Genomic DNA, 23,308 nt, shown 5'->3' with positions numbered 1-23,308 from the left:
ACAAATATGAGCTGCTAAAAACCGAAAAAAACTCTCTAAAATAGCAGATGTTATTTTTGATCTGTCTACTTTGAAGAGAGCATATCACTTTTACCTCTGCCTCGTTTAAACTCATTAGAAGAACAGTTGCGAGATTTGATAGAGAACCTCTACAATAACTTCATATAGCCCCGTTACACCAGCTTCAATAATGGAAGCTGTTTTTTCCGTTACAGGTGATGGCCCATCGGTTTCCACAGTTCCATCAGCCGTGGTTTTGTTGGTCGTTCGTTGTACCACCTCCTCTGACTCTGGTTGATTGGAATCAGAATTTGCTTCAGATGGTAAACTCGCCATTTCTATATCATCTGTATTTTTTTCTGTATGACCATTTCCATAGACAACCCCAGTTAAAAAACATACAGCAAGTAATAATAGTACGATTAAAGTTCGAGCCATTTCCCATACCTCCTATGAAGCTGCATTCACTTCTTCAGCATTCCAATACATTTCACTAAAGACTTCTGCAAGAGCGTCTGCCGAGCGATAAAGTTCATCCAGATTATTCTCCACTCCACCAAATTCCAGTAGTAGCGCATTATTTGAAATATCCTGATTAAAAATTCCATTTGTTAGTTCACCCTTTTTGGGTAGAACTCCTCTACTTAAACCTGGATATCGTTCTTCTATCATGTAATGTAATTCAGTAGCTAACTCAAGATTCCTTTCATAGGATTCATGTTCCGCGCCCACTACGATCATAATCCTTGCATAGGATTGTCCGTTGATTTCTTTGGTCGTCTTCTCTCTTCCGATTGAATCTCGATGGATGTCAAATGCATATTGAATATCTTTATTTGTTGAAAAGGCCTCAGAAACTACTTCTCGTGAAGCTTCATAGGATTTTCCATAATCCCATCCCTTTTTATTTAGTTCTGCCATAATATCTGTATGATCAACAGCTGTTCCAATTCCCTTAGTTTGTAATGTTTTAGCTAACCGCTCACTTACTTTTGTAATATTTACTTCTTTATGGTGTGCATGATTAGGATCGGTTACATCTGGTAGATGCGGCAAAAACGACTCACGGTTATGAGAATTATATAGGAATACTACATTTTTATTACCAGTAGTAGGTTCATTTTTACTTTCTACGCTTTCCTGTGATTCTTTTTCTTCATCATCATTAATGACTGCTTGCCTATCTTTTAAAACCTCTTTTAATGGTGGGGAGGATTCAAACGGGAGGTTTGTATAATTCGTCCCTTCCCCAGCAATTAAGATTTGGTTATCAAATGTTGAAAAACCTGGTAATTCATTTCCGATGAGGCTTCTTGGATCATCTGGTTTAACACTTGTAGCTAGTTGAAAGATAGTAGATGAAAAATCAGGAAAAGATTGATCCTTTGTAAAAGCTTGTTGGAAAGCGTGATTTTCTAACCCTAGTAAATATAAAAAAGTCGCACTGTTTATATCACTTGTCCAACTCGTTATTATTCCAGAGGATAACCGATATGCCGGCTTAACAGTTGTTATTAGACCAATTAATATACAAACGATAATTAAACCTGCAATGTAGATACCACTTCTTTTATAAAACAGGTTTACGCCGCTTTTGAGTTTCACGTTCATGGTTCCACCCTTTCCTAATTTCACGACTTCTTTATAGTTCACTCTATGTCGTAAAAATAGAGACTAGAACCAAATCTCTTAAATAATTTAAGACGTGATAGAGAAATACTACCGAGAATAGGAAGTAAAATTATCAACATCCACGGTTTCATGTAGCGCTGCATTTATCCCATTTGCAACAACACTTGCCATATCAACCATAAATCCGTCTACTTCTTTTGGTGTAACCATTAGATTATGCCCTAGTGGAGTTAGTACTTCAGTAATTAGTTTTCTCTTTTCTTCGTCTGGTAGAGTTCCAACAATCCCCATAAAGGTTTGACGCTTTTCTTCATTTGGTAAATCCTCATCTGTTAAACGTTTGTCTCCAAATGATAAGCCTGCAGGTGTTAGTGACTTAGAAGGATCATCTTTTTCCTTCCACTCTCTACCAAAATGTTTTAACAAGAAATCAATTGTGTCACTAGCAATGGTCACAGCATCAACGACAGTTGGCACACCGATAGCAATTACAGGAACACCCAATGTTTCCTTACTAATCTCCTTACGTTTATTACCTACCCCAGAACCTGGATGGATACCTGTGTTAGAAAGTTGAATTGTCTCATTCACACGCTCAATAGAACGAGAAGCTAATGCATCAATACAAATCACAAAATCAGGTTGATATTTATCCACAATTCCAAATATAATGTTACTCGTTTCGATCCCCGTTACTCCCATGACACCAGGAGTTACTGCTGCTACTGGGCGATATCCATCAGATACTGATTCATGCTCCATCTCAAATAAATGGCTGGTTACTAAAACTTTTTCAACGGACATTGGACCAAGCGCATCTGGTGTAACATTCCAATTACCTAATCCTACGATTAGACCTTTCCCTTCAATTGGTATATCGTTATTTTTAATAAGTTCTTCTAACTCTTTGGCTAACACCTTTGCCGCTAATTCTTGTCGCTTTGTATCCTGTCGTTTGACACCATCCGCATGGATCGTAATATAGGATCCAGGCTTCTTTCCTAATAAATCAGCTCCTGTCTCATTTATCTCAACATAAGAGATTCTAATCCCATCTTGTTCTCTCTCCTTTATGGTTACACCCTTCACTTTCTGCTCATCAGGGTTTTCTTGCTGCTCAACATACATATCCTTTGCTTCTACTGCTAAATCTGTCCTTACTTGATATGGAACTAACTTGTCATTATTCTCATTCATCGTTTCATCATCCTTTCCGAAAGATACTAATAATAGCGTTAACAAAATATCGAAACTCATACATTTACGGTTAAAGCTATTGAAAAGGTTCCTTTCGTTTGGTAAAATGTCTCTTGTCCAGAGACAAAATGTAATCTGTTTCACTTTAGGATAAAACAAATACATTCGATATTTGTGATGATGTTTTTTAGGAGGTGAAGGAACAATGGCTAATATTAAATCTGCAATTAAACGTGTTGAAACAAACAGCAAAAAACGTTCAAACAACAATACGAAGAAAACTGAAATGCGTTCTCAAATCAAGCATGTTGAAAAATTGATTACGTCTAAAGATAAAGAAAATGCGAACGCTGCTTTACAAACTGCTATCAAATCAATTGATAAAGCTGTTCAAAAAGGAATTATTCATCAAAACACTGGAAACCGTCAAAAATCTCGTTTGGCTCAAAAAGTGAACCAGCTTGGTGCATAATCATAAAAACGATCCTTCGAAGGATCGTTTTTTATTTAAAACACATTAAGCTGTTTTCCCATTGATTAATTGATAAAGTAAGATTTCAAAGGCTAGATCTTTTTCCATTGTACCTCTTTTTAAAGTAGCATCTGCTTCAGCCAATTGCGTAATGAAGTATTCCAACGTTTCGATAGTAAAATTTCGTTCGCGTTGCATGGCTATCTTAATAACATATGGATGCACTCCGAGTTGTTTTTGCATATGGGATTGACTATATCCTCTTTGCTTCAAAAATTTCACACGAAGAATGGTTCGAAATTGAAAAGCTAGTAAACCTATTAGTGCAATTGGTTCTTCTTTCATTTTTTCCAAATCTTTATAAATACTTATCGCCTTATATAAGTCTCGATTCATTACTGCATCAACGAGTCTAAGCGAGGAATCAGTAGTAGTATGGGATAGTAAATCATACGCAACCTCTTTTGTAATTACCCCATTTTCACCAACAAACATTGCCAATTTTTTTAATTCCGTTTCTAATAAATTCAAATTAGTTGAAAGCTCTGATTCGAGCATATCATACACATTATCTTCAACAGTCACTTTCATTTGATCAGCAAGTTGATTGATCCATGTCTTCAATTCATATTCTTTTATGGGTTTACAAATAGCAACTGTTCCTTGTTTTTTTAGCAGCTTGGTTATTTTCTTTCGCTCATCGATCTTTTCATATGGAGCAATGAGAACAAGTACAGAATATTCAACTGGAGATTGAAGATATTGCTGCAATACTTCTAATTTATGCTCAAAGGAAAGCTTATCTGGTTTTGCTTTTAAAAATGATGCATTTGTAGCGAAGATTAGTTTACGTTCACCAAAAAAAGGGTAGGTTTCTGCATCAGCAATAACTTCCTGAATGGGTGTTTCTTCTAAATCATATGTGGACAAATTATCTGTTTCTTCTCCAATTACAGCTTTTGTTAAATATTTCTTTAGGTTCTGTATAAAATAATATTCATTTCCATAAATTAAATATACCGAAGCTATGTTATTCTTTTTAACTTGTTTAGCTACATCTAAGTATGACATGCCATTCACTCCAACTATTTTCTTTAACTATATATAATGGTAAAGCGCAATTCAAAGAATGGCAAGGAATTTAAGAGAGGGAAAGAGAGGAAGCATCTCTCTTCCCTCTCCAATCTATATCAACGCCTGACTCACCTGCCCTAGAAACAGCTGACCAAGCGATATTTGGATTTACCTATAGATTTTCCTTTCTAAGTAAAAAGTATAGATGTTAAGTCTTTCTAAATTTGGGATGATTCATCTTTGACGAAAAAATAACTGCAAGTATGGATTTTTTTAATTATTTAATTTATACTAATGGTGATATAGGAGGGGTTTTTGTGAACGAATTTGAAAAAGAGATTCAATCTAAAAATAATGACGTTGTAGATTCCATTAAAGGCTTTGCGTTCTCCTTTATTTTCTTTCTCGTAATATTTGCTATTGGAGTAATTGTCAGTGTAGCCGGTTCATAATTCCCAAGTTCATTACATAAATGAACGTAGTAAAGAGACTGTTATACAGTCTCTTTTTATTATGTTAAGCGATGATGATATATTCTTATGGCAAAACTTGAAAGAATGTTCCTTTATTTGCTTTAAAATGATATTGAACAGCTCCATGACGATCGGTTCGAAGTATTGACATATCATGTGATTCTAATAGTTGAATCACCTCTCGGGCTGGATGACCATACGTATTATTTTTTCCGACGGAGATTAATCCGATATCTGGTTTCAGCTGGTCTAACATTTGCTTATCTGAAGATGTTTGACTACCATGATGAGCAATTTTTAAAACATCAACGGTTAAGTTTGGATAAGTATGAATTATTTCTGCTTCTTCATCTTTGCTAATATCGCCTGTAAATAACCATTTTTTACCCCCTAGCTCTGTATACAACACTAATGAATTCTCATTTGGTGAGGACTTGTCATTAGTTGGAGATAAGACATGAAAGACAAGGTTTTTCATTTTTATCGTATCTCCACGTTTCACCCTATATAAATTTATTTTCGAATTAGAAACCGGCAGATTCCCTTGATCGTAAAAATCACTAATTATTATTGACTTCACTGTAAAGTCATGGAGAATAAACGGAATACTCCCCATATGATCTGTATCTTCATGACTGATAAAAATAGTGTCAATAGATGAAATTCCTTTCGCATGCAAAAATGGTTTAATCACTTGTTTAAAAACGGAATTCGTTGCTTTTTGATCATTAAAGGAAAAGGTTGCACCTGCATCAATCATTATTACACCTTTTCGGTATGGCATTTCAATGACAAATGCATCCCCTTGGCCGACATCCAACATTGTCACGGATCCCCAAGGAGAAAAATAAGGTCTTGATGCATCACTAACAAGGATAACAACAAGTAAAAACCCGTAATAGAAAGCTGTTGCTTGTTTCTTACGCTCTATAAACTGCATAAACCTAATAAATGTAAGGTAGTACATTAGGATTGCAAGAACAGATAAAGGTCCAATTACAAATGGGTAATTGAAGTAGTGATCAATGATCTCAAGGAAATTTATAAATATAGAGTGAATGGTTACAAATGAATGATCAAAAAATGATTGAAGCAACGATATTGGTGAAGTAATAAGCAATATAAACATAGTTGGAATAACAAAGAGTGTGAAATAAGGAACAATGATGACATTTAAAAGTAAGGATAACGGTTGGAATGTGTAGAAATAATAAAATTGGAAGGGGAGAATCGTCATTTGCGCAACAAAACTAATCCATAATAGTTGGCGAATTCTTGATTCATCTCTTGCGATAACACGCCTTGATAACAATAAACCAAATGTTACAGAAAAGGAAAATTGGAAACCAACATGATAGATAATTGTATTATTAACTAAGATGAGCAAGAGAAAAATCATACTTATTACATCGGTAGTATTAATTCTCCATTTTAATTTCATTATAACAATAACGAGTAGAGTCATTAAACAGGCGCGCCATACAGATGGTTCTCCGCCTGCTAAAATGGCATAAACCGGCAAACCTAACATCATGATCCAATGAGCTGTTTCTTTCGTTGTTACATTCATTTTAATAAAAATAAAATACAACATAGAGATTACTAAACCGACATGCAATCCTGAAATAGCTAAGAGATGACTAAGTCCCCACCTTTGAAATAAATCAATCGTTGTATCATCTATACCAGAGTCATCGCCTAAAACCAGAGCACGAACCCATACAGCGGCATCTTCACTGATATGATGATCAATGTAGCTAAGTAATTGCATGCGAAATTGAAAAATATAATGTAAGATCCCATCTGTCTTCCGACAGTTTACATCATCTAAATTAGACAGTGTTGCTTCGTAAGCAATCCCTTTTGTCTTTAAAAATTTAGCGTAATCAAATTGTCCAGGATTTGTTGCAGTGTTAGGTAATTCAATTAATGTATCGATCGTACATTCTGCTCCAAACTGCAGTTCTACCAAAGGTTTCAATTCATCCTGGCCGGAGTGGAAATACGTAATAGCAATACTGAAAGGAGAAGCTTTTTCTTGGAAAGTAAATGATATCATTTCTGAGGTTTGGTTGATTGGAGAGATAATTTGACCAGATAGAATTCTACGTTCATTTAGAGGTTGGTTCACTGGATTTAACATAACGTCCAGTTGTGGGATGTAGAAGTAAAAAAAGATAGTGGATAGGAGAGATAGCATAAGTGGTAATGCAGCTATCCTCCTCCTATAAAATAAAAACATCAAACTTATAAACCAAACTACGATGATACTAAATTGTTCGACGAATACAGCAACGATGCTCACAGTAGCTGCAAGCGCTGGATAGTGCCAATTTCCGCTCACAGCCTCACCTTTTGCTTAAATCAAATAATTGGGTAGCCTTCTTTTTCCATGCTTCTAATTCGCTTGTATCTATATCTGTAGTTTCCAATTTACGAAAAAGCTCCTGAATATATATTTGTTTTTCGGTATAAGCGGTATCAACAGCCAAGTAGTTTAGCTCTACTTTTTTCGTTGTCACACCTGCTTCTTTAAATAATTGAATAGCATATTCATGGTTATGATAATCTTCTGCATAATACACCGTACGAATTCCTGCTTGAATTAGTTGCTTACAGCATTGTAGGCAAGGAAAATGTGTAACGTAAATATCAGCATTCTGTGTAGGAACACCAAATTTTGCACACTGTAATAATGCATTTGCTTCTGCATGAATTGTTCGTACACAATGGCCGTCAATGACATAGCATCCTTCATCAATACAGTGAACACTGCCAGAAACACTGCCATTGTAACCACCAGCTATAATGCGTTTTTCCCTAACAATTGTAGCGCCTACCATTAGTCTAGTGCACGTGCTGCGAAGTGATAATAAGTGACTTTGCGCCATAAAATATTGATCCCAAGAAATACGTTCCATCCTCTATTCCCCTTTTTAAGTTGATACATTATTACGGAACTTGAATATCTTCTTGAAATGCTTCAAGCGTTTTTTCACCGATTCCTGAAACATTCAATAAGTCCTCTACACTTTTAAACAGTCCATTTTCTTCTCGATATTGTACGATTGCTTCTGCTTTTGTTGGACCGATACCATTTAATGCTTCAATTTCTTCCAAAGTTGCTTGATTAAGATGAAGCTTATCCTTTTCGTTTACGGATAAGGTTTGGGCTTCAGTATCTCCCTCTTTAACTACAGAAATAACCATTTCATCTTGAATTCGCTGTGCTAAATTAACTTGCGTTTGATCCGCTTCTTCTGTAAAACCACCAGCTATTTCAATAGCATTAATCACACGATCTTCTTCTTCCATTTCATAAACTCCTGGTTTATTCACTTCACCTTTAACATCAACCACCATTTGCTGATCATCTATTAGCGCTTCATTGGATGTTGCTTTGTCTGACAATGGATCATCTGGATCTTTCGGTTCATTCTTATCTATTATTTGTGTCTCATCTTCGTTGTTACTTCTATCGCTCATTACAATCAGTAATATAATAATAGTGATAGGGATTCCGATTAAGAAGAGAATTTTTTTAATACGATCGAAGTACAAGGGTTCACCTCCTTTGTTCGGGGAAAAGGTGAGGAAAGATATTTACCTATACATTCTTCGACAAACACACTTCTAATCCCTTTTTACGAGAAAGTCCTCAGAAGACATAATTATTCTGAGGATTTCTCGACTGAAAAGAAAATTCTTGCAGTATTTTTCGTTATATTATCTTCTTTTACCGAAAAATCTCCGTAGACTTTTATATTTTTAAAACCAGCATCCATTAATAAATTTTTATAAAAATCAATAGAAAATGTTCGCTGATAATGATCCTCGTCAAAGCGAGAATAACTGATACCATCATCATTCGTCATAAAAAAAGTAAGCTCATGATGCATTTCTCCAGGCTGCTCTCCCTCATTACAAAACCAAATATAAGATGCTTCGTCATTAACTTCAGCAAATGTTTCGTTGATATAATGATTTGTTATAAATGAAATAGCATGAATATCAAACAAAAATAAACCAGCTGGTTTCAAAGCATGATAAATACGCTTAAATGTATCCCTTAATTCTGATTCCGTAGTTATATAATTAATAACATCACAGTAACTAATCACTAAATCTTGATATTGCAACCCATCAAGATGGCGTAAATCCTGACATATCCATTGAATCGGAAGTTTTTCTTTGCTACTTTTATGCTCAGCGTACGTAAGCATATCAACTGCATAGTCAACTCCAGTTACTTGATAGCCTTTTTTTGCTAGCTTAATGGCAACTTCTCCTGTACCACATCCTAAATCTGCTATCTGCTGGATGTTTCTTCCCTGAATTAGATTTTCTGTAAATTGTATCCACTGATCATATGGTGCATCCTTCATCAAGATATCATATACATTTGCCATTCGTTTGTAGACCATCGATATCAATCCTGTTCCAATTGAATAGAGACCTGGGAAGCGTCTCCCCAAAGACGTTCTAGATTGTAATAATGACGTTCATCTTTATGGAAAATGTGACAAACGACATCTCCAATATCAACTAATATCCACCTAGCTTGTTCAAATCCCTCTAATCGTTTTAAAGATATATCATGTTCGTCCATTTTATCTTTAATCCCTCTTGCAATAGCTTGGACTTGTCGCTCATTATTACCATGGCAAATTAAAAAGTAATCTGCCACTAAAGATACATCATTCATATCCAAGGCAATGATATCCTCTGCACGCTTATCATCACAAGCTTCCGCAACAAGTTGAATAATATTTTTATTTTCCATTAGTGCTAACCTCCGTAGACCCTTCTAGTTAAATCATTATACGTATGAAATGTATCCGGGTAGATTGTAGCTTGTTTCGACATTAAATACCTAATTGTATTCTGCGATGCCATTAGGCAGGCATGTTCTAGATCTTGTTTAGATGTTTTCCTTACTTCATCCACTCCCGGAAATTTCCTTCCTGGTTCAATGTAATCAGCTAAAAAAATGATCATTTCTAGTTTACTCATTTTTGCTCTTCCAGTTGTATGGTAATGAATAGCATTACGAATTTCCAAGTCTTCCACTCCAAAATCACGTTCTACCATTAGCGCTCCCACTGGTCCATGCCACAATTCATGATGAAAATCGAGTAATGTATTGGGCAAATCAGATGTTTCGATCCAACTTGCCAATTCCTCCTTCGAGCGATATTTTGCATAATCATGTAAAATACCTGCAAGTTGAGCTTTTTCCTTTGATGCATCAAAGCGTATAGCTAATTGAATTGCCGTCTCTGCCACACGTAATGTATGCTCATACCGTTCTCTTGTTAAATGAGGTTCTACTTTCTCCTTTATTAGATCAATGTTCATATAATTGATGCTCCTTCATATAGTTATATACGGATGGAAGAAGGAAGTAGTGTACCGATCTGTTTTGTCTCATACGATCTCGCAAGAAAGTCGAAGAAATCTCCATTAATGGAATATCCACTACAGTAATGGGATAAGGAGTTTCTATTGAATAATTCGGCCTTTGTACTCCAACAAATTCAATTAACTGTATAAGCTCCTCTATTCGATGCCATTTTGGCAAATATTCAATCATGTCTCCACCTATAATAAAATAAAATGTCGTATCCGTATGTTGTTCCTGTAAATCCTTTATTGTTTGAATCGTATACGATTTACCGCTTCGCTCCAGTTCGATTGTATTCACTTTAAAAAAAGGATTGTCTTGGATTGCGCGCTTAACCATATTTAAGCGATCACGAGCACTCGTTTTTGTTTGGGCTTTATGAGGTGGTGTATAGGAAGGAATAAACCACACTTCATCTAACTGCAATGCTATCCTTACTTCTTCTGCTATAATTAAATGTCCCATGTGTGGTGGGTCAAACGTTCCACCTAAAATACCAATATGTTTCATCGTGTCACCTACGGCAGATGAATTTGCTTATTTTCTTCAGATTCCTTATACAAGACAATATTATTGCCAATAATTTGCACGACTTCGGCTCCTGTACCTTCTGCTAATAAACGCGCAACAGTATCTTTATCTTCCATACAATTTTGTAATATACTGACCTTAAGTAACTCACGCTTTTCTAAGGCATCTATAATTTGTTCGATCATATTTTGGTTTACACCAATTTTACCTACTTGAAAAATTGGTTTCAGTTGATTTGCTTTTGCACGTAAAAAACGTTTTTGTTTTCCTGATAACATATTATCTTCCTTCCAATATACGTTGTAATTCCTCATCCATTCCGATTACAGACGGCTTTATACCTGTCCATATTTCAAATGCATATTGCGCCTGATAGAGCAACATTGTATGACCGTAATGGATAGAGAGTCCATTATCTTCAGCTTGCTGTAAAAAAGTAGTCTTAATTGGCTGATAAACAATATCACTAGCTATGACTGAATGTAAGTCCTTCAAATCGATAATTGACTGTTCAATCGATGGCTTCATTCCAACAGATGTTGTTTGTATCAGAACATCATATTCTTGAAGTTTTTCCTTTGCATCACTGAACGTTAAAGCAGCAGCATTTTGCGGGCTGATCTCTATAATCGAGTCAGCATTTTGTAATGTACGATTAGCAATATCTATTTTTGCAAACCCCGCATGTTTTAATGCCACAAATATTCCGCGAGCAGCTCCACCTGCACCAAGAATGAGCGCGCGTTTTTTAGCCTTAGCGAACCACTCTGGGTATTTAGACTGTAAGGATCGGACATAACCAATCCCATCGGTATTATAGCCTTTCCATTTGCCATCAATATTCACCACTGTATTCACAGCACCTATGGTCCATGCAGTAGGGTCTATTTCATCAAGAAAAGGAATAATCGCTTGTTTATAAGGTACCGTTACGTTAAATCCATCTAATCGCTCTTTTTTTAACTGAATTAGCTTGTCTTCAAATGGTTCAGTGGGCAAAATTTCAACTTTTTCATACGATCCATTACTTCTTGTTTTCTCCATAAACCTTTTATGTATCCAAGGTGATAAAGAATGTTGAATTGGATAACCAATTAGACCAAATCGGTAGTTCAAAACTTCCCCCTCCTAATTAAATGAATTCCTTATTGAAACAGCTACTCCTTCTGGGCTATGCGCAGCCACTGTTGCACCGTCTCCCATGATACTAACCCATCCGAGACCAGGAAACACGATATCTTGTTTATCTTGTGTAACCTTAAAATTATTTACAGTTAGTTTTGGGAGTTTTTGCAATGATTCCTTATTTGGGGGTGACAAAAGTTCACCAATATGATTTTCATATAATTCATCTGCTTTTTCAAGTTTCGTACGATGGATTGGCAACTGATTTGAAAAATAACAAACAAAGGATTGCCGAGGACCTTTTACAAAATCCAACCTAGCTAAGCCACCAAAATACAACGTTTGTCCTTCATTCAATTGGTACGTTCGTGGCTTAATTTCTTTGTTCGGTGTAATAAGTTTTAAATCAGCTGATGAAATGTAATGAGCGATCTGTTGTTTGTTTACAATCCCCGGTGTATCTATTAAGGAGGACGTTTCATCTAAAGGGATTTCAATAAAACCTAGTGTCGTGCCAGGAAAGTAAGATGTTGTAATTACTTCACTGAACCCCGTAGATTGTTTAATAAGGCGATTAATAAAGGTTGATTTCCCAACATTTGTCGTACCTACTATATATACATTTTTCTCATCACGAAATGATTCTATTTGCTCGGTTAATTCCTCCATCCCTTGCCCTTTTGTAGAAGAAATCAAACAAACGTCCTTTACTTTTATTCCAACTGCTTTCGCTTGAGAGCGAAGCCATTGTGTAAGTTTTCTTTTATTCACCGACTTCGGTAATAAATCCATTTTATTTCCTACTAATAGCACCGGATTATCTCCTACAATTCGTGGCAGGCTGCTAATTAAACTCCCATTTACATCAAAAATATCTATAACATGGACAACCAGCCCCTTTTTTTCTCTTATCTGACTTACCATTTTCAAAAAATCATCATCCGTAATAGATACATCCTGTATTTCATTATAATGTTTTAGGCGAAAACATCGTTGACATAAAACATCTTCTTTATTTAACGAGGATGGTGGTGTGTATCCAGGCTGACCTTTATCGGTAGATTGAATTTTTGCACCACAACCTTGACAGTATAAATCCTCCATCTTTAATCCTCCCAGCTAATTTTTCCTTTTTTACGCATATAAGACAATATACGTCGTTCTATCCTGCGATTAAATTGCGTAATTTTACCATCCGTTTGGACAATCGGAACAACTAAGATGGTATAAAAACCTGCGAAATTGCCACCTAAAACATCCGTTAATAATTGATCACCAATGACAACAATTTCTTCATTTTTTAAGTCCATTTTCTCTGCCGTTGTTTTAAATGCTTTACTTAATGGTTTTCTTGCACTAAATACAAATGGAGTATCCAATGGTTCCGAAAATACTTTTACTCGCTCTTGGTTATTATTGGATATGATCGTTACTTTAATTCCATGTTCTCTCATAAGTTTAAACCATTGAATAACTTCAGAAGTTGCTTCTTTTACATCCCAAGCAACTAATGTATTATCTAAATCCGTAATGATACCTTTAATCCCCTTGTCTTTTAGAACAGCAGGGTGAATATCAAAGATACTTTTTACATGTTCGTTCGGAAGAAAATAATTTAACACACTGACACCTCATTATCACTCTATCTACTAACAGTAAACCTAAGTCTCTATTATAACCATATCCTATACCATCTTTCTAGAATTATAAAGCGAAACTTCATTCCATTTGCTTTTTTTGGAATGATAGTTGAGCCAATCGGGCACTTACTGGCAGTCCCACCCTCTTCCCTGTTTCCGTTGCAGAAGGATTACTACTGCTAGTTACATGAGGGGGAAAGCGAAACTTTGTCGATAAAAGAAAACTTCATTGCCAGATAATAAATGAAAGGAACAAATGATTTGTCAATCCTACTTGAAGTATGTAATTTAAGCCGAAAATATGCATAAATCGTTCGACAAATACCTTCATTTTTTGCATTGTGGATAACTTTATTAACAATTTTCGAGTTGATTTAATCATGTTTAAGGGAGATTTAAACTTTTTGTACACAAGTTATCTACACCCTCATGTAGATAACTTGCACCTTGTCCTGCCTGTTAGATCATGGTAAATTATTATTAACTTAATTGCAGAAGATTCCCACTTTTAGGAGGGCTGTATTTATGGAGCATTTGTCCGACGAATTATTACTTGAATCCTATTTTACAGCAAATGAATTAAATTTAAGCCCTGATTTTCTATCCCTGATAGAAGAAGAAATTCATAGAAGACGTTTATCGCATAAAATAAAAAACACAAAATCAGGTTAAAAAATTTTAGATGTATTATAAATATGTAGAAACACGAAAACCCTTTAAGATTTTATGAATCCTAAGGGTTTTTTATTTTTATTGGTAATTTATTGTGTTAAACTATTTCTTGGATAATTGATACATAATGGCAGTGTTAAAACCATTCATATCAAGCAATTTCCCTACTTTAATAAACAAGTAGTTTGAATCAACATCAGCCCTAGCATTTTACATTTTCCCCGATGGATAACGTACCACATTTTTATCGTTCTCTAATTTCTGTAATGGAATACACAATTACGTACAAAATAACAACAGCGATGATTTTAATGAAGGAGGAGTCCCATTCGATGATTTTTGCAGTACTTGTTCCACTTCTTATTGCATGCTTTATCCCTGCATTAAGTAAACTCAAAGAAAAGATACATACAGGCATTTTTGTCTTCTTTGTTCCTTTTATTATATTTCTCTATTTTGTTCAATTTGTAGGAAGTGATTTCAGTCCAATTCTTGAACAATATAGCTGGATACCCTCTTTGGGCATAAATTTTGATTTTTATTTGGATGGTCTAAGCTTGTTGTTTGTTTTATTAATTAGTGGAATCGGTACGTTAGTTGTACTTTATTCCATTTATTATTTAGATAAATCTGAAAGATTAGGACATTTTTATGTTTATCTTCTTATGTTTATGAGTGCGATGTTAGGGGTCGTTTTATCCGATAATCTCTTTGTACTATATACATTTTGGGAATTAACTTCCATATCTTCCTTCTTATTGATCGGTTATTGGCATTTTAAAGAGCGCTCACGTTATGGCGCATTAAAGTCAATGTTAATTACCGTTCTTGGCGGATTAAGTATGCTAGGTGGCTTTATTCTATTATATGTGGTTACAGGTACAACTAGTATCCAGCAGATGATAAATCAAGTTGATGTGATTCTAAGCAGTAATTATTTGCCACTAATATTGGGATTTATCTTATTAGGAGCGTTTACAAAATCAGCCCAATTCCCATTTCATATTTGGCTACCCGATGCAATGGAGGCTCCCACGCCAGTAAGTGCATACCTCCACTCAGCAACGATGGTAAAGGCAGGTATCTTTTTAGTTGCTAGATTCTCTCCTATTTTCTCTAGTTACGAATGGTTCTTTATTATCGTAAGTGTAGCTGGGATAATCACCCTATGTTGGGGATCTTATATGTCAGTAAGACAAACAGATCTAAAAGCTATTCTTGCATTCTCCACTATCAGTCAACTTGGAATGATAATGACAATGCTTGGATTTGGAACAACAGCCGCTGTGTTTGCAGCTGTCTTCCATATATTAAATCACGCAACTTTCAAAGGTAGTCTATTTATGGTTGCTGGAATCGTCGATCACGAAACGGGTACAAGGGATATTCGCAAACTTGGTGGACTAGCCACTTTTATGCCAATAACTGCAACTTTGGCTATATTTGCTACCTTCTCAATGGCAGGTGTACCTTTACCGTTTTTAAATGGATTTTATAGCAAAGAACTCTTCTTTGAAGCAAGTATTCATTTAGAAGACCCAGGTTTCTGGTCTCAAGCGATTCCATATTTGGCAGTGCTAGGGAGTATTTTTACATTTGTTTATTCCATGTACTTCTTCTTCGGTACATTTACCGGAAAAAAGAATTTATGTCAGCTTCCTAAGAAACCACATGAAGCACCTTTTGGTATGCTTGTTTCACCTATTTTATTAGTACTTGGTGTAATCCTAATTGGATTGTTCCCAAATATGGTAAATGCGCCTTTCTTGCAGCATGCAGCTGAGGCAATTAATAGTAACGCAGAGTTTCATAAAGTGAAGTTTTGGCATGGTTGGAATTCACCTGCTCTATGGATGTCATTAATTGTAGTCGCATTAGGTGCCACCCTTTTCTTAACTAGAAGTAAATGGCAGGGAGTTTATCGCCTTCTGCCTGGAAAAGTTAGTTTTAATAAGGTTTACGATGCAATCGTTGCAAATGTAGATACCGTATCTCAGGCTATTACGAAGTATTACATGACAGGATCACTCAAGACATATATGTCATTAATATTAGGAACAACCCTAATCGTATCCTTTGTGTTTATGTTTATCAGTGATGGCTTTGCTATGAATACAAATCAGTTGGCAGATATATCATTTATTGAAATAGCAGTTGTTATGGTAATGATTGCAGCTGCAATTGGAACAATTTATATGAATCATAACGTAGCTGCTGTTCTTGTTTTAGGTGTCGTTGGATTCGGGGTAGCAATATTATTTGTTATTTATCGGGCTCCTGATATTGCCCTTACTCAGCTTGTTATCGAAACTGTCTCAGTTGCGCTTTTCTTATTATGTTTCTACCATCTTCCAAAGCTAAGAAAGTCCACGGATTCTGCCAAGACAAAAGCAATGAATGCAATTATCTCTATTGGCTTTGGTACTTTAATCACATTAGTTGCTATTTCAGCTCATAGCAGTAGATGGTTTGAATCTATCTCTGATTATTTTGTAGAAAACTCATATAAACTTGGTGGCGGAGACAATATTGTTAATGTAATTCTCGTAGACATGCGTGGACTAGATACGCTATTTGAAATTGCCGTTCTTGGTATAGCTGCGCTTGCTATCGTTGGCCTCATTAAAAATAAAAACAATAAGGGGGCAGAATAGATATGGAAATTATCACTTCTATTTTAGCAGGAGTGCTTTTTGCTACAGCTATCTACAATATTTTGCAAAAACAATTGCTACGAATTGTTATTGGTACAGCTTTGCTGTCCCACGGTGCACATATTCTTATTCTCACGATGGGAAGGTTAAAAACAGGACAGCCTCCTGTATTAACCGAAGGCATTTCCGATTATACGGATCCACTACCACAAGCATTAATTCTTACATCCATTGTAATTAGTTTCGGAGTCACCAGTCTCCTATTAGTTCTGGCCTATCGTACGACGAAAGAGAATAATACAGATAATATGGAACAATTAAGGGGTAACGAAAATGAGTAATTTAGCGGTATTACCAATCATCATTCCATTAATATCAGCAATCATTCTGATTTTCTTTAATCAAAAAGTCAGAGTATCCAGGGCACTAACCAAACTGTTTTCCTTAATCAGTTTAGCTACAGCTGGTTATATTACATGGCATGTTTTTGATAAAGGCACCATTGTAATGGAAACAGGCGATTGGATGGCTCCATATGGAATCATTCTAGTCATGGATGGCCTTGCAGCGGTATTGGTGCTAACAACGAACCTGATTGCAACAGCCTGTGCTTTCTATGCACCTCACGCCGAATTAGATAAAAGGGAGAATTTCTATTTTTATCCCTTTTTCTTTTTCTTAATTACTGGTGTGTCTGGGGCATTCACAACTGGTGATCTATTTAACCTTTTTGTATTCTTTGAAGTATTACTTATGGCTTCGTATGGCTTAATTGTGTTAGGCGGGGGCAAAGTACAGTTAAGAGAATCATTAAAATACTTACTCATTAACTTATTTTCTTCTATGCTGTTTGTTACAGCAATCGCTTTTCTATATTCCGTTGTAGGAACTGTAAATATGGCACAAATTGCCCAAAGAGTACAAGAGGTAGATCAACAAGGAATATTAACAACGATAGGGATATTACTGTTTTTTGTATTTGCTACCAAAGCTGCCCTATTTCCGTTATATTATTGGCTTCCTAAATCGTATATTGTACCGAACCCAGTTATATCGGCTTTATTCGGTGCATTATTAACAAAGGTAGGAATTTACTCGATTTTACGTGTATTCTCATTAATCTTTATCCATAAAACAGAGTTGACACATGAGATGTTTTTATGGATTGCTGGATTATCAATGATATTTGGTGTTATTGGTGCATTATCTACATCCAATATTAAATTAATCATTGCTTATAATATTATTCCAGCTATTGGGTTTATTATATTAGGCATTGGCTTATTAAATCCAGATGGAATAAGCGGTACTATCTATTATCTGATTAACGACATGATAATCAAGTCTGCCCTATTTTTACTCGTCGGAGTAATTGCATATGTTGCTGGAACCTCCGACTTACGTAAAATGGGAGGGCTTATTCACCATTATCCGATGCTAGGATGGCTCTTGTTTATTTCCGCGTTGGTTTTAGCTGGCCTGCCGCCATTCAGCGGATTTATTGGCAAGCTTCTTCTATTAAAAGGTGCATTTGAGCAGGGTGAAATAGCTATTGCCATTGTTGGCCTAATCACTAGTTTACTTATCCTTTACTCCGTTATAAAGATATTTATAAATGGGTTCTGGGGAGATAAAGAAACAATGGGTGACATACCAAAAAAATCTACAAAAGGGTTACTTGGTCCCATCGTTATTTTATTGGCAATTTCTGTACTGTTAGGTGTTGGAGCAGAATTCTTCTATCCGAGTATCGAGTCAATTTCTACTTACCTGCTTGATCCGGAAATCTACATTGATTCTGTGTTAAAGGAGTAGTTGTTAAATGGCCTTTCAGATTGTAATTAACTTAATTATTGCATTCATGTGGATGTTTTTAAGTGAATCGTATTCTGTTCCAAGCTTTATCGCTGGATATCTGTGGGGAATTCTTCTCTTATTCCTATTGAGACGATTTGTCCCAGACACGTTTTATTTACGACGTGTTATAAAAATTGTGCGATTAATCCTGCTCTTTATCAAGGAACTATTCTCCTCAAATATGGATATTGTGAAGTTAGTTTATACACCAAAGCCAGATGTTGAGCCTGGTATCTTTGAACTTCCAACCGAGCTTAAAAGTAACTGGGAAATTACCTTATTAGCTAATCTAATTTCGCTAACACCGGGAACGCTATCTGTAGCAGTTTCTCGTGATAATACAAAACTATTCATTCACGCCATGCATATTGACGACAGTGATGCTTCCATATTATCGATCAAGAATACTTTCGAAAAAGCAATTATGGAGGTGACACGATGACAGATAATATTTTAGCTGCAACAGAAGATTTACTATCTGTTGTTGTAATCGTTTGTTTTATAGGTGTTGCTATTTCATTAGCATTCTTATTGTATCGAGTGATTGCTGGCCCGACTCAACCAGATCGGGCAGTGGCTCTTGACGCAATCGGAATTAATTTAATGGGGCTGGCAGGTTTATTGGCAATACACATTGTTACGACAAAACTGAACGATGTCATTTTATTAATTGGAATCCTAGCATTTCTCTCAACGCTTGCAATTGCAAAATATCTAGAAAAGGGTGTTATCATTGATAGAGACTTGGATTAGCATCATTTTAAATATACTTGTAATTGTATTTATTCTTGGTGGAACATTCTTTATTTTATCGGCATCTATCGGGATTGTTCGATTCCCAGATGTTTATACGAGATTACATGCCGCTACAAAGGCATCGACATTAGGAATTGCATGTATTCTTATTGGAGCTTTTCTTTATCTCTATTTAGCACACGGTATTGTTAGTGGTAAATTACTTTTAGCTATCGTATTTATTCTTTTAACAGCTCCCGTTTCAGCTCATATGATTGGCAGAGCTGCGCATGCTTATGGAGTAAAACCACATCTTAAAAATCGCAGAGATGCTTATCAGGATGCAATCAATGAATATACAGAGAATCAATAACAAAAGAAGTGACCGTCTCCCGACAGTCACTTCTTTTTCATAAATATTTATTTTCTACTCGGATAAAATATAGTTACTTTAAAGGATGAGAGGATACAATCATGAAAACACTGGAATTACTGGAAAGTCTCCATTTAAAGCAAATTTACGGACATCTACCGGAATGCGTTAATTCGATACATCAAGATTCTAGGGAAGTTACCAACAATTCCTTATTTATTTGTATTTCTGGTCATAAGCAGGATGGTCATGATTACTACCATGATGCAATAAATAACGGAGCTAATATTATTGTCGCTGAGAAGCAGTTAGAAATAGATTTTAACAAATCTGCATTCATCCTAGTTCCTGATACAAAAAGAGCAATGGCACAACTAATCAATAAATTCCACAATTACCCTTCTTCTCAAATGACACTATTCGGGGTCACTGGTACAAATGGTAAAACGACAGTTACAACCTTAATTCAAAAATTACTTCAACGATGCGGGATAAAATCAGCTTTAGCTGGTACAAACGGCTTTCAAGTCGATAACAAAAAGTACTATACCGAAAACACCACGAGCGATGTACTCACAAATCAAGCTTTACTAGCTCTATCACGTGATCAGCATGTAAGAAAGGTGGTTATGGAGGTATCTTCCCATGGCTTAGCCCAAGGACGTCTATGGGGAATTGACTATGATATCGCAGTTTTTACAAACCTTTCTCAAGACCATCTAGACTATCATCAAACGATGGAAGCATATGGCTATGTAAAAGGGCTTTTATTCGCGCAGCTAGGTAATGATATGTCCAAATCAAAATATGCCATTCTTAACCAGGACGACCCTTGGTCAGAAACATATAAGATGGCTACTTCAGCCGAAGTTATTACTTATGGCTTACACAAAAATGCTGATTTCAGAGCATTTGCCATAAACTATACAATCAATGAGACAACATTTACTTTAGAATATCCTGAAGGCAGAGTTACTATCGCTATCAACTTATTAGGTGAGTTTAATGTTTATAACACATTAGCTGCTCTTGCTTCCCTATACGCAGATGGCAATGATATAAAAACGATGATCCATTTTTTACCTGAAATTTCTAATATAACCGGGAGAATGGAGAAATTAGTTGTAAATGCGCCAATTACGATGTATGTCGATTATGCTCATACGCCAGATGCCGTCGAAAAATGTATAAAAACAGTTGCTCCTTTTAAACAGAAACGCATCATTTTAGTAGTTGGTACTGGCGGTGAACGAGATCGAGAAAAGCGACCGTTGATGGCAAAAAAAGCTTCACATGCTGATGTTGTTATCTTGACAGTGAACGACCCAAGAACTGAAGCAAGCGACAGAATCATTCGAGATATGGAAAAGGGGATGCTACACGATGATTACCTACTCATATCCGATCGCAAACAAGCTATTGAACAAGCGATTCGAATTAGTGAGCCTGGAGATACCATTATTTTTGCAGGTAAAGGACAAGAAAATTATCAAATTATTGGTGAAACAAAACACCCACATAATGACGCACTTATCGCCACTGAATTTGCCAATTCTAAATTCCAACGTAACACGGATTAAAGTACAGGGCTTTATTTATTGTTAAGAGCATAAATTTTTAAAGGACAGACACTTTCTACCTCCTCCGTACATAACAATAAGGTATAGGTGATGGCCCAGACCGTAATATGGAGGAGGAGGATATATTTGTCCGGCATTTTAAGTGCCTTAGCACTTCTTATTAAAGAAGCAATGTTCTTTGTTTCCTATGTTAAAAATCACGCTTTCCCTCAACCCTTACCACCAGAAGAAGAAATAGAATATATTAAACAAATGCAGGACGGAAGTGAAACAGCAAGAAATAAACTAATCGAACATAATCTCCGATTAGTGGCACATATTGTTAAAAAGTTTGAAAATACAGGAGAAGATGCAGAAGACCTTATTTCAATTGGCACAATTGGTTTGATTAAAGGAGTTGAAAGTTATTCCACTGATAAAGGAACAAAACTTGCAACTTATGCAGCTCGTTGTATTGAAAACGAAATACTTATGCATTTACGTGCGTTAAAAAAAGTAAAAAAAGATGTTTCCCTGCACGACCCTATTGGCCAAGACAAAGAGGGAAATGAAATTAGTCTTATCGATATTTTGGAAGCCGAGAATCAAAATATTATAGAATTTATCCAACTCAACATGGAAATAGAAAAGATGGAGGATTATTTCGCTATTTTAGATAATCGAGAAAGAGAAGTCATTGTTTATCGTTACGGCCTTAATGACCAACAAGAGATGACCCAACGAGAAATTGCGAAAAAATTAAACATCTCTCGTAGTTATGTATCACGTATTGAGAAGAGAGCATTAATGAAAGTATTCCATGAGTATTATCGGAAGGAACGAGGAAGATAACGTGCGATCTAAACCAAAGGAGCGCTAATCTTAAAGATTAGCGCTCCTCCTCTATTTCTTGTTTTATTTGTTTTTGTTTAAATGCAAGCCCTATTCCTAGTACCACAGATAGAAATGCTAAAATCAGTAACACTGGTCCATCGTTAGAAGGTCGAATAAAGGTATTGATCATAGCCCCCAACCATAAGTAACTAGCTAAGATAAGCAAGGCTCCAATAAATCGTTGATAGTCCTTAAATTTATTTTGTAGCTGTTTCAGCCGCTCATTCACCATTATAGCCCTCCTTCTACTTATAGATCGTATCATAGATTAATAGGTTAAGCAGGAGGTAATTAATGGTAAATTATAATTAGATTTCTCTCACTAATTTAATAATTAGATTTGCCGCATTCGTTGCTGCCGTTTCTAGAAATGCATCAAACGATATTGAAGATTCCTTACCAGCTATATCTGACAACGCTCGAATAATTACAAATGGCGTTTTGTATTGATAACAGACTTGCGCTACAGCAGCAGCCTCCATCTCAGCGGCTATCATCGTAGGAAATTTTTCACGAACAAATACTACACGATTAGGATCAGACATAAATGAGTCCCCTGTAGCAATGATGCCTTCTTTTGAGCGGATTCCCATTTGCTGAACTACTTTTGTAGTTTTAGTTACCAATCCTGCATCTGCATCATACATTGCAGGCATACTTGGTACTTGACCATATGCATAGTCAAATGCTGTTGCATCCACATCATGATGGACGACCTGAGTAGATATTACAACATCTCCTACTTCTAATTCTTTTGCAAAACCACCTGCAGATCCTGTATTTATAATGCAGTCAACTGTAAATCGCTCATGCAGAATAGTTGTTGCCATTGCAGCATTAACCTTACCTATTCCAGATTTTAATAAAACGATAGCTTGTCCATTAAGTTTACCACTTATAAATAAACAGTTGGCAACTTCTTTTTCTTGTTTTTCAGTCATTGTCTCTAATACTAGAGCAACCTCTTCATCCATAGCACCAATGATACCTATTGTCATGGCTTCTCCTCCATCACA

General features: G+C 35.8%; 28 protein-coding genes. 11 read left to right on the top strand and 17 right to left on the bottom strand.

From position 1 onward, the window contains the following. Positions 1–114 precede the first annotated feature (114 nt). From M948_RS34510 to gpr, 3 genes are all read right to left on the bottom strand, one after another. Positions 115–438 (bottom strand): hypothetical protein, encoded by a 324-nt coding sequence (locus M948_RS34510; RefSeq protein ID WP_021291060.1) that lies wholly within the window; start codon positions 436–438, stop codon positions 115–117. Between the two features lie 12 nt (positions 439–450). Further along, entirely contained in the window at positions 451–1,611 is a 1,161-nt protein-coding gene (spoIIP, locus tag M948_RS34505; protein WP_031335496.1) for a stage II sporulation protein P, read from the bottom strand. 108 nt (positions 1,612–1,719) lie between these two features. Further along, positions 1,720–2,829, bottom strand: a complete 1,110-nt coding sequence (gpr, locus tag M948_RS34500; protein WP_031335495.1) for a GPR endopeptidase — start codon at positions 2,827–2,829, stop codon at positions 1,720–1,722. Between the two features lie 205 nt (positions 2,830–3,034). Here gpr and rpsT point away from each other — a divergent pair, with 205 nt between their 5' ends. Next, a complete protein-coding gene (gene rpsT / locus M948_RS34495; protein ID WP_021291057.1) occupies positions 3,035–3,301 on the top strand; it encodes a 30S ribosomal protein S20 in 267 nt (88 codons plus the stop codon). A gap of 45 nt (positions 3,302–3,346) precedes the next feature. On the opposite strand, the gene holA is transcribed toward rpsT, so the two are convergent. Further along, complete coding sequence (gene holA / locus M948_RS34490; protein WP_021291056.1) at positions 3,347–4,372, bottom strand: DNA polymerase III subunit delta; 1,026 nt, start codon at positions 4,370–4,372, stop codon at positions 3,347–3,349. Between the two features lie 320 nt (positions 4,373–4,692). On the opposite strand from holA, the gene M948_RS42840 reads away from it, so the two are divergent. Continuing rightward, positions 4,693–4,827: a YqzM family protein gene (locus M948_RS42840; protein WP_021291055.1), complete on the top strand. Its 135-nt coding sequence runs from the start codon at positions 4,693–4,695 to the stop codon at positions 4,825–4,827. Between the two features lie 85 nt (positions 4,828–4,912). Here the strand turns inward: M948_RS42840 and M948_RS34480 are convergent, their stop codons facing one another. The 11 genes from M948_RS34480 to M948_RS34430 all read right to left on the bottom strand — a co-directional run bounded on the left by M948_RS34480 (position 4,913) and on the right by M948_RS34430 (position 13,530). Then, positions 4,913–7,192 (bottom strand): DNA internalization-related competence protein ComEC/Rec2, encoded by a 2,280-nt coding sequence (locus M948_RS34480; RefSeq protein ID WP_021291054.1) that lies wholly within the window; start codon positions 7,190–7,192, stop codon positions 4,913–4,915. A 4-nt stretch (positions 7,193–7,196) separates the two neighbouring features. Further along, positions 7,197–7,769, bottom strand: coding sequence for a ComE operon protein 2 (locus M948_RS34475; RefSeq protein WP_021291053.1), 573 nt, complete (start codon positions 7,767–7,769; stop codon positions 7,197–7,199). Positions 7,770–7,800: 31 nt separating this feature from the next. Beyond that, positions 7,801–8,409, bottom strand: coding sequence for a helix-hairpin-helix domain-containing protein (locus tag M948_RS34470; RefSeq protein WP_021291052.1), 609 nt, complete (start codon positions 8,407–8,409; stop codon positions 7,801–7,803). A gap of 110 nt (positions 8,410–8,519) precedes the next feature. Beyond that, entirely contained in the window at positions 8,520–9,272 is a 753-nt protein-coding gene (locus tag M948_RS34465) for a class I SAM-dependent DNA methyltransferase (RefSeq protein ID WP_021291051.1), read from the bottom strand. Between the two features lie 5 nt (positions 9,273–9,277). Beyond that, positions 9,278–9,631: a ribosome silencing factor gene (gene rsfS / locus M948_RS34460; protein ID WP_021291050.1), complete on the bottom strand. Its 354-nt coding sequence runs from the start codon at positions 9,629–9,631 to the stop codon at positions 9,278–9,280. Between the two features lie 5 nt (positions 9,632–9,636). After that, positions 9,637–10,206: a bis(5'-nucleosyl)-tetraphosphatase (symmetrical) YqeK gene (gene yqeK, locus M948_RS34455; protein WP_021291049.1), complete on the bottom strand. Its 570-nt coding sequence runs from the start codon at positions 10,204–10,206 to the stop codon at positions 9,637–9,639. Beyond that, entirely contained in the window at positions 10,196–10,762 is a 567-nt protein-coding gene (locus M948_RS34450; protein WP_021291048.1) for a nicotinate-nucleotide adenylyltransferase, read from the bottom strand. Before M948_RS34450 ends, yqeK begins: the two co-directional genes overlap by 11 nt. Before the next feature lie 8 nt (positions 10,763–10,770). Further along, positions 10,771–11,061, bottom strand: coding sequence for a ribosome assembly RNA-binding protein YhbY (yhbY, locus tag M948_RS34445; protein WP_021291047.1), 291 nt, complete (start codon positions 11,059–11,061; stop codon positions 10,771–10,773). Position 11,062: 1 nt separating this feature from the next. Beyond that, positions 11,063–11,899 (bottom strand): shikimate dehydrogenase, encoded by an 837-nt coding sequence (aroE, locus tag M948_RS34440; RefSeq protein WP_021291046.1) that lies wholly within the window; start codon positions 11,897–11,899, stop codon positions 11,063–11,065. Positions 11,900–11,911: 12 nt separating this feature from the next. Then, complete coding sequence (yqeH, locus tag M948_RS34435; protein WP_021291045.1) at positions 11,912–13,012, bottom strand: ribosome biogenesis GTPase YqeH; 1,101 nt, start codon at positions 13,010–13,012, stop codon at positions 11,912–11,914. A gap of 2 nt (positions 13,013–13,014) precedes the next feature. Further along, a complete protein-coding gene (locus tag M948_RS34430; RefSeq protein WP_021291044.1) occupies positions 13,015–13,530 on the bottom strand; it encodes a YqeG family HAD IIIA-type phosphatase in 516 nt (171 codons plus the stop codon). 543 nt (positions 13,531–14,073) lie between these two features. Here M948_RS34430 and M948_RS34425 point away from each other — a divergent pair. The 9 genes from M948_RS34425 (at position 14,074) to sigK (ending at position 22,250) form a co-directional block, all read left to right on the top strand. Further along, positions 14,074–14,220, top strand: coding sequence for a sporulation histidine kinase inhibitor Sda (locus tag M948_RS34425; RefSeq protein ID WP_021291043.1), 147 nt, complete (start codon positions 14,074–14,076; stop codon positions 14,218–14,220). Positions 14,221–14,552: 332 nt separating this feature from the next. Continuing rightward, complete coding sequence (locus M948_RS34420; RefSeq protein WP_021291042.1) at positions 14,553–16,874, top strand: Na+/H+ antiporter subunit A; 2,322 nt, start codon at positions 14,553–14,555, stop codon at positions 16,872–16,874. A gap of 2 nt (positions 16,875–16,876) precedes the next feature. After that, positions 16,877–17,215: a Na(+)/H(+) antiporter subunit C gene (locus M948_RS34415; protein WP_021291041.1), complete on the top strand. Its 339-nt coding sequence runs from the start codon at positions 16,877–16,879 to the stop codon at positions 17,213–17,215. Continuing rightward, complete coding sequence (locus M948_RS34410) at positions 17,208–18,689, top strand: Na+/H+ antiporter subunit D (protein ID WP_021291040.1); 1,482 nt, start codon at positions 17,208–17,210, stop codon at positions 18,687–18,689. The genes M948_RS34415 and M948_RS34410 overlap by 8 nt, the downstream gene beginning before the upstream one ends. Before the next feature lie 7 nt (positions 18,690–18,696). Then, positions 18,697–19,173, top strand: coding sequence for a Na+/H+ antiporter subunit E (locus tag M948_RS34405; RefSeq protein WP_021291039.1), 477 nt, complete (start codon positions 18,697–18,699; stop codon positions 19,171–19,173). Continuing rightward, the gene (locus M948_RS34400) at positions 19,170–19,484 is read left to right on the top strand and encodes a Na(+)/H(+) antiporter subunit F1 (protein WP_021291038.1); all 315 of its coding nucleotides are present in this window, start codon (positions 19,170–19,172) and stop codon (positions 19,482–19,484) included. Before M948_RS34405 ends, M948_RS34400 begins: the two co-directional genes overlap by 4 nt. Beyond that, complete coding sequence (mnhG, locus tag M948_RS34395) at positions 19,465–19,839, top strand: monovalent cation/H(+) antiporter subunit G (RefSeq protein ID WP_021291037.1); 375 nt, start codon at positions 19,465–19,467, stop codon at positions 19,837–19,839. The genes M948_RS34400 and mnhG overlap by 20 nt, the downstream gene beginning before the upstream one ends. Positions 19,840–19,940: 101 nt before the next feature. After that, entirely contained in the window at positions 19,941–21,419 is a 1,479-nt protein-coding gene (locus M948_RS34390) for a UDP-N-acetylmuramoyl-L-alanyl-D-glutamate--2,6-diaminopimelate ligase (RefSeq protein WP_021291036.1), read from the top strand. A 126-nt stretch (positions 21,420–21,545) separates the two neighbouring features. Beyond that, positions 21,546–22,250, top strand: coding sequence for an RNA polymerase sporulation sigma factor SigK (sigK, locus tag M948_RS34385; protein WP_021291035.1), 705 nt, complete (start codon positions 21,546–21,548; stop codon positions 22,248–22,250). Between the two features lie 37 nt (positions 22,251–22,287). On the opposite strand, the gene M948_RS34380 is transcribed toward sigK, so the two are convergent. Both M948_RS34380 and mtnN read right to left on the bottom strand, forming a co-directional pair. Beyond that, entirely contained in the window at positions 22,288–22,524 is a 237-nt protein-coding gene (locus tag M948_RS34380) for a YrhC family protein (protein ID WP_021291034.1), read from the bottom strand. 76 nt (positions 22,525–22,600) lie between these two features. After that, a complete protein-coding gene (gene mtnN, locus M948_RS34375; protein WP_021291033.1) occupies positions 22,601–23,290 on the bottom strand; it encodes a 5'-methylthioadenosine/S-adenosylhomocysteine nucleosidase in 690 nt (229 codons plus the stop codon). Positions 23,291–23,308 lie beyond the last annotated feature (18 nt).

The organism is Virgibacillus sp. CM-4, from assembly GCF_000445495.1.
GTDB lineage: Bacteria > Bacillota > Bacilli > Bacillales > Amphibacillaceae > Virgibacillus > Virgibacillus salexigens.
This window is presented reverse-complemented; position numbering and strand designations above follow the sequence as displayed.

Coding starts and splice junctions, on each gene's coding strand:
- M948_RS34510 (WP_021291060.1), bottom strand. CDS start 438: ATGGCTCGAACTTTAATCGTACTATTATTACTTGCTGTATGTTTTTTA.
- spoIIP (WP_031335496.1), bottom strand. CDS start 1,611: ATGAACGTGAAACTCAAAAGCGGCGTAAACCTGTTTTATAAAAGAAGT.
- gpr (WP_031335495.1), bottom strand. CDS start 2,829: ATGAATGAGAATAATGACAAGTTAGTTCCATATCAAGTAAGGACAGAT.
- rpsT (WP_021291057.1), top strand. CDS start 3,035: ATGGCTAATATTAAATCTGCAATTAAACGTGTTGAAACAAACAGCAAA.
- holA (WP_021291056.1), bottom strand. CDS start 4,372: ATGTCATACTTAGATGTAGCTAAACAAGTTAAAAAGAATAACATAGCT.
- M948_RS34475 (WP_021291053.1), bottom strand. CDS start 7,769: ATGGAACGTATTTCTTGGGATCAATATTTTATGGCGCAAAGTCACTTA.
- M948_RS34465 (WP_021291051.1), bottom strand. CDS start 9,272: ATGGTCTACAAACGAATGGCAAATGTATATGATATCTTGATGAAGGAT.
- rsfS (WP_021291050.1), bottom strand. CDS start 9,631: ATGGAAAATAAAAATATTATTCAACTTGTTGCGGAAGCTTGTGATGAT.
- yqeK (WP_021291049.1), bottom strand. CDS start 10,206: ATGAACATTGATCTAATAAAGGAGAAAGTAGAACCTCATTTAACAAGA.
- M948_RS34450 (WP_021291048.1), bottom strand. CDS start 10,762: ATGAAACATATTGGTATTTTAGGTGGAACGTTTGACCCACCACACATG.
- yhbY (WP_021291047.1), bottom strand. CDS start 11,061: ATGTTATCAGGAAAACAAAAACGTTTTTTACGTGCAAAAGCAAATCAA.
- yqeH (WP_021291045.1), bottom strand. CDS start 13,012: ATGGAGGATTTATACTGTCAAGGTTGTGGTGCAAAAATTCAATCTACC.
- M948_RS34425 (WP_021291043.1), top strand. CDS start 14,074: ATGGAGCATTTGTCCGACGAATTATTACTTGAATCCTATTTTACAGCA.
- M948_RS34420 (WP_021291042.1), top strand. CDS start 14,553: ATGATTTTTGCAGTACTTGTTCCACTTCTTATTGCATGCTTTATCCCT.
- M948_RS34415 (WP_021291041.1), top strand. CDS start 16,877: ATGGAAATTATCACTTCTATTTTAGCAGGAGTGCTTTTTGCTACAGCT.
- M948_RS34410 (WP_021291040.1), top strand. CDS start 17,208: ATGAGTAATTTAGCGGTATTACCAATCATCATTCCATTAATATCAGCA.
- M948_RS34405 (WP_021291039.1), top strand. CDS start 18,697: ATGGCCTTTCAGATTGTAATTAACTTAATTATTGCATTCATGTGGATG.
- M948_RS34400 (WP_021291038.1), top strand. CDS start 19,170: ATGACAGATAATATTTTAGCTGCAACAGAAGATTTACTATCTGTTGTT.
- M948_RS34390 (WP_021291036.1), top strand. CDS start 19,941: ATGAAAACACTGGAATTACTGGAAAGTCTCCATTTAAAGCAAATTTAC.
- M948_RS34380 (WP_021291034.1), bottom strand. CDS start 22,524: ATGGTGAATGAGCGGCTGAAACAGCTACAAAATAAATTTAAGGACTAT.
- mtnN (WP_021291033.1), bottom strand. CDS start 23,290: ATGACAATAGGTATCATTGGTGCTATGGATGAAGAGGTTGCTCTAGTA.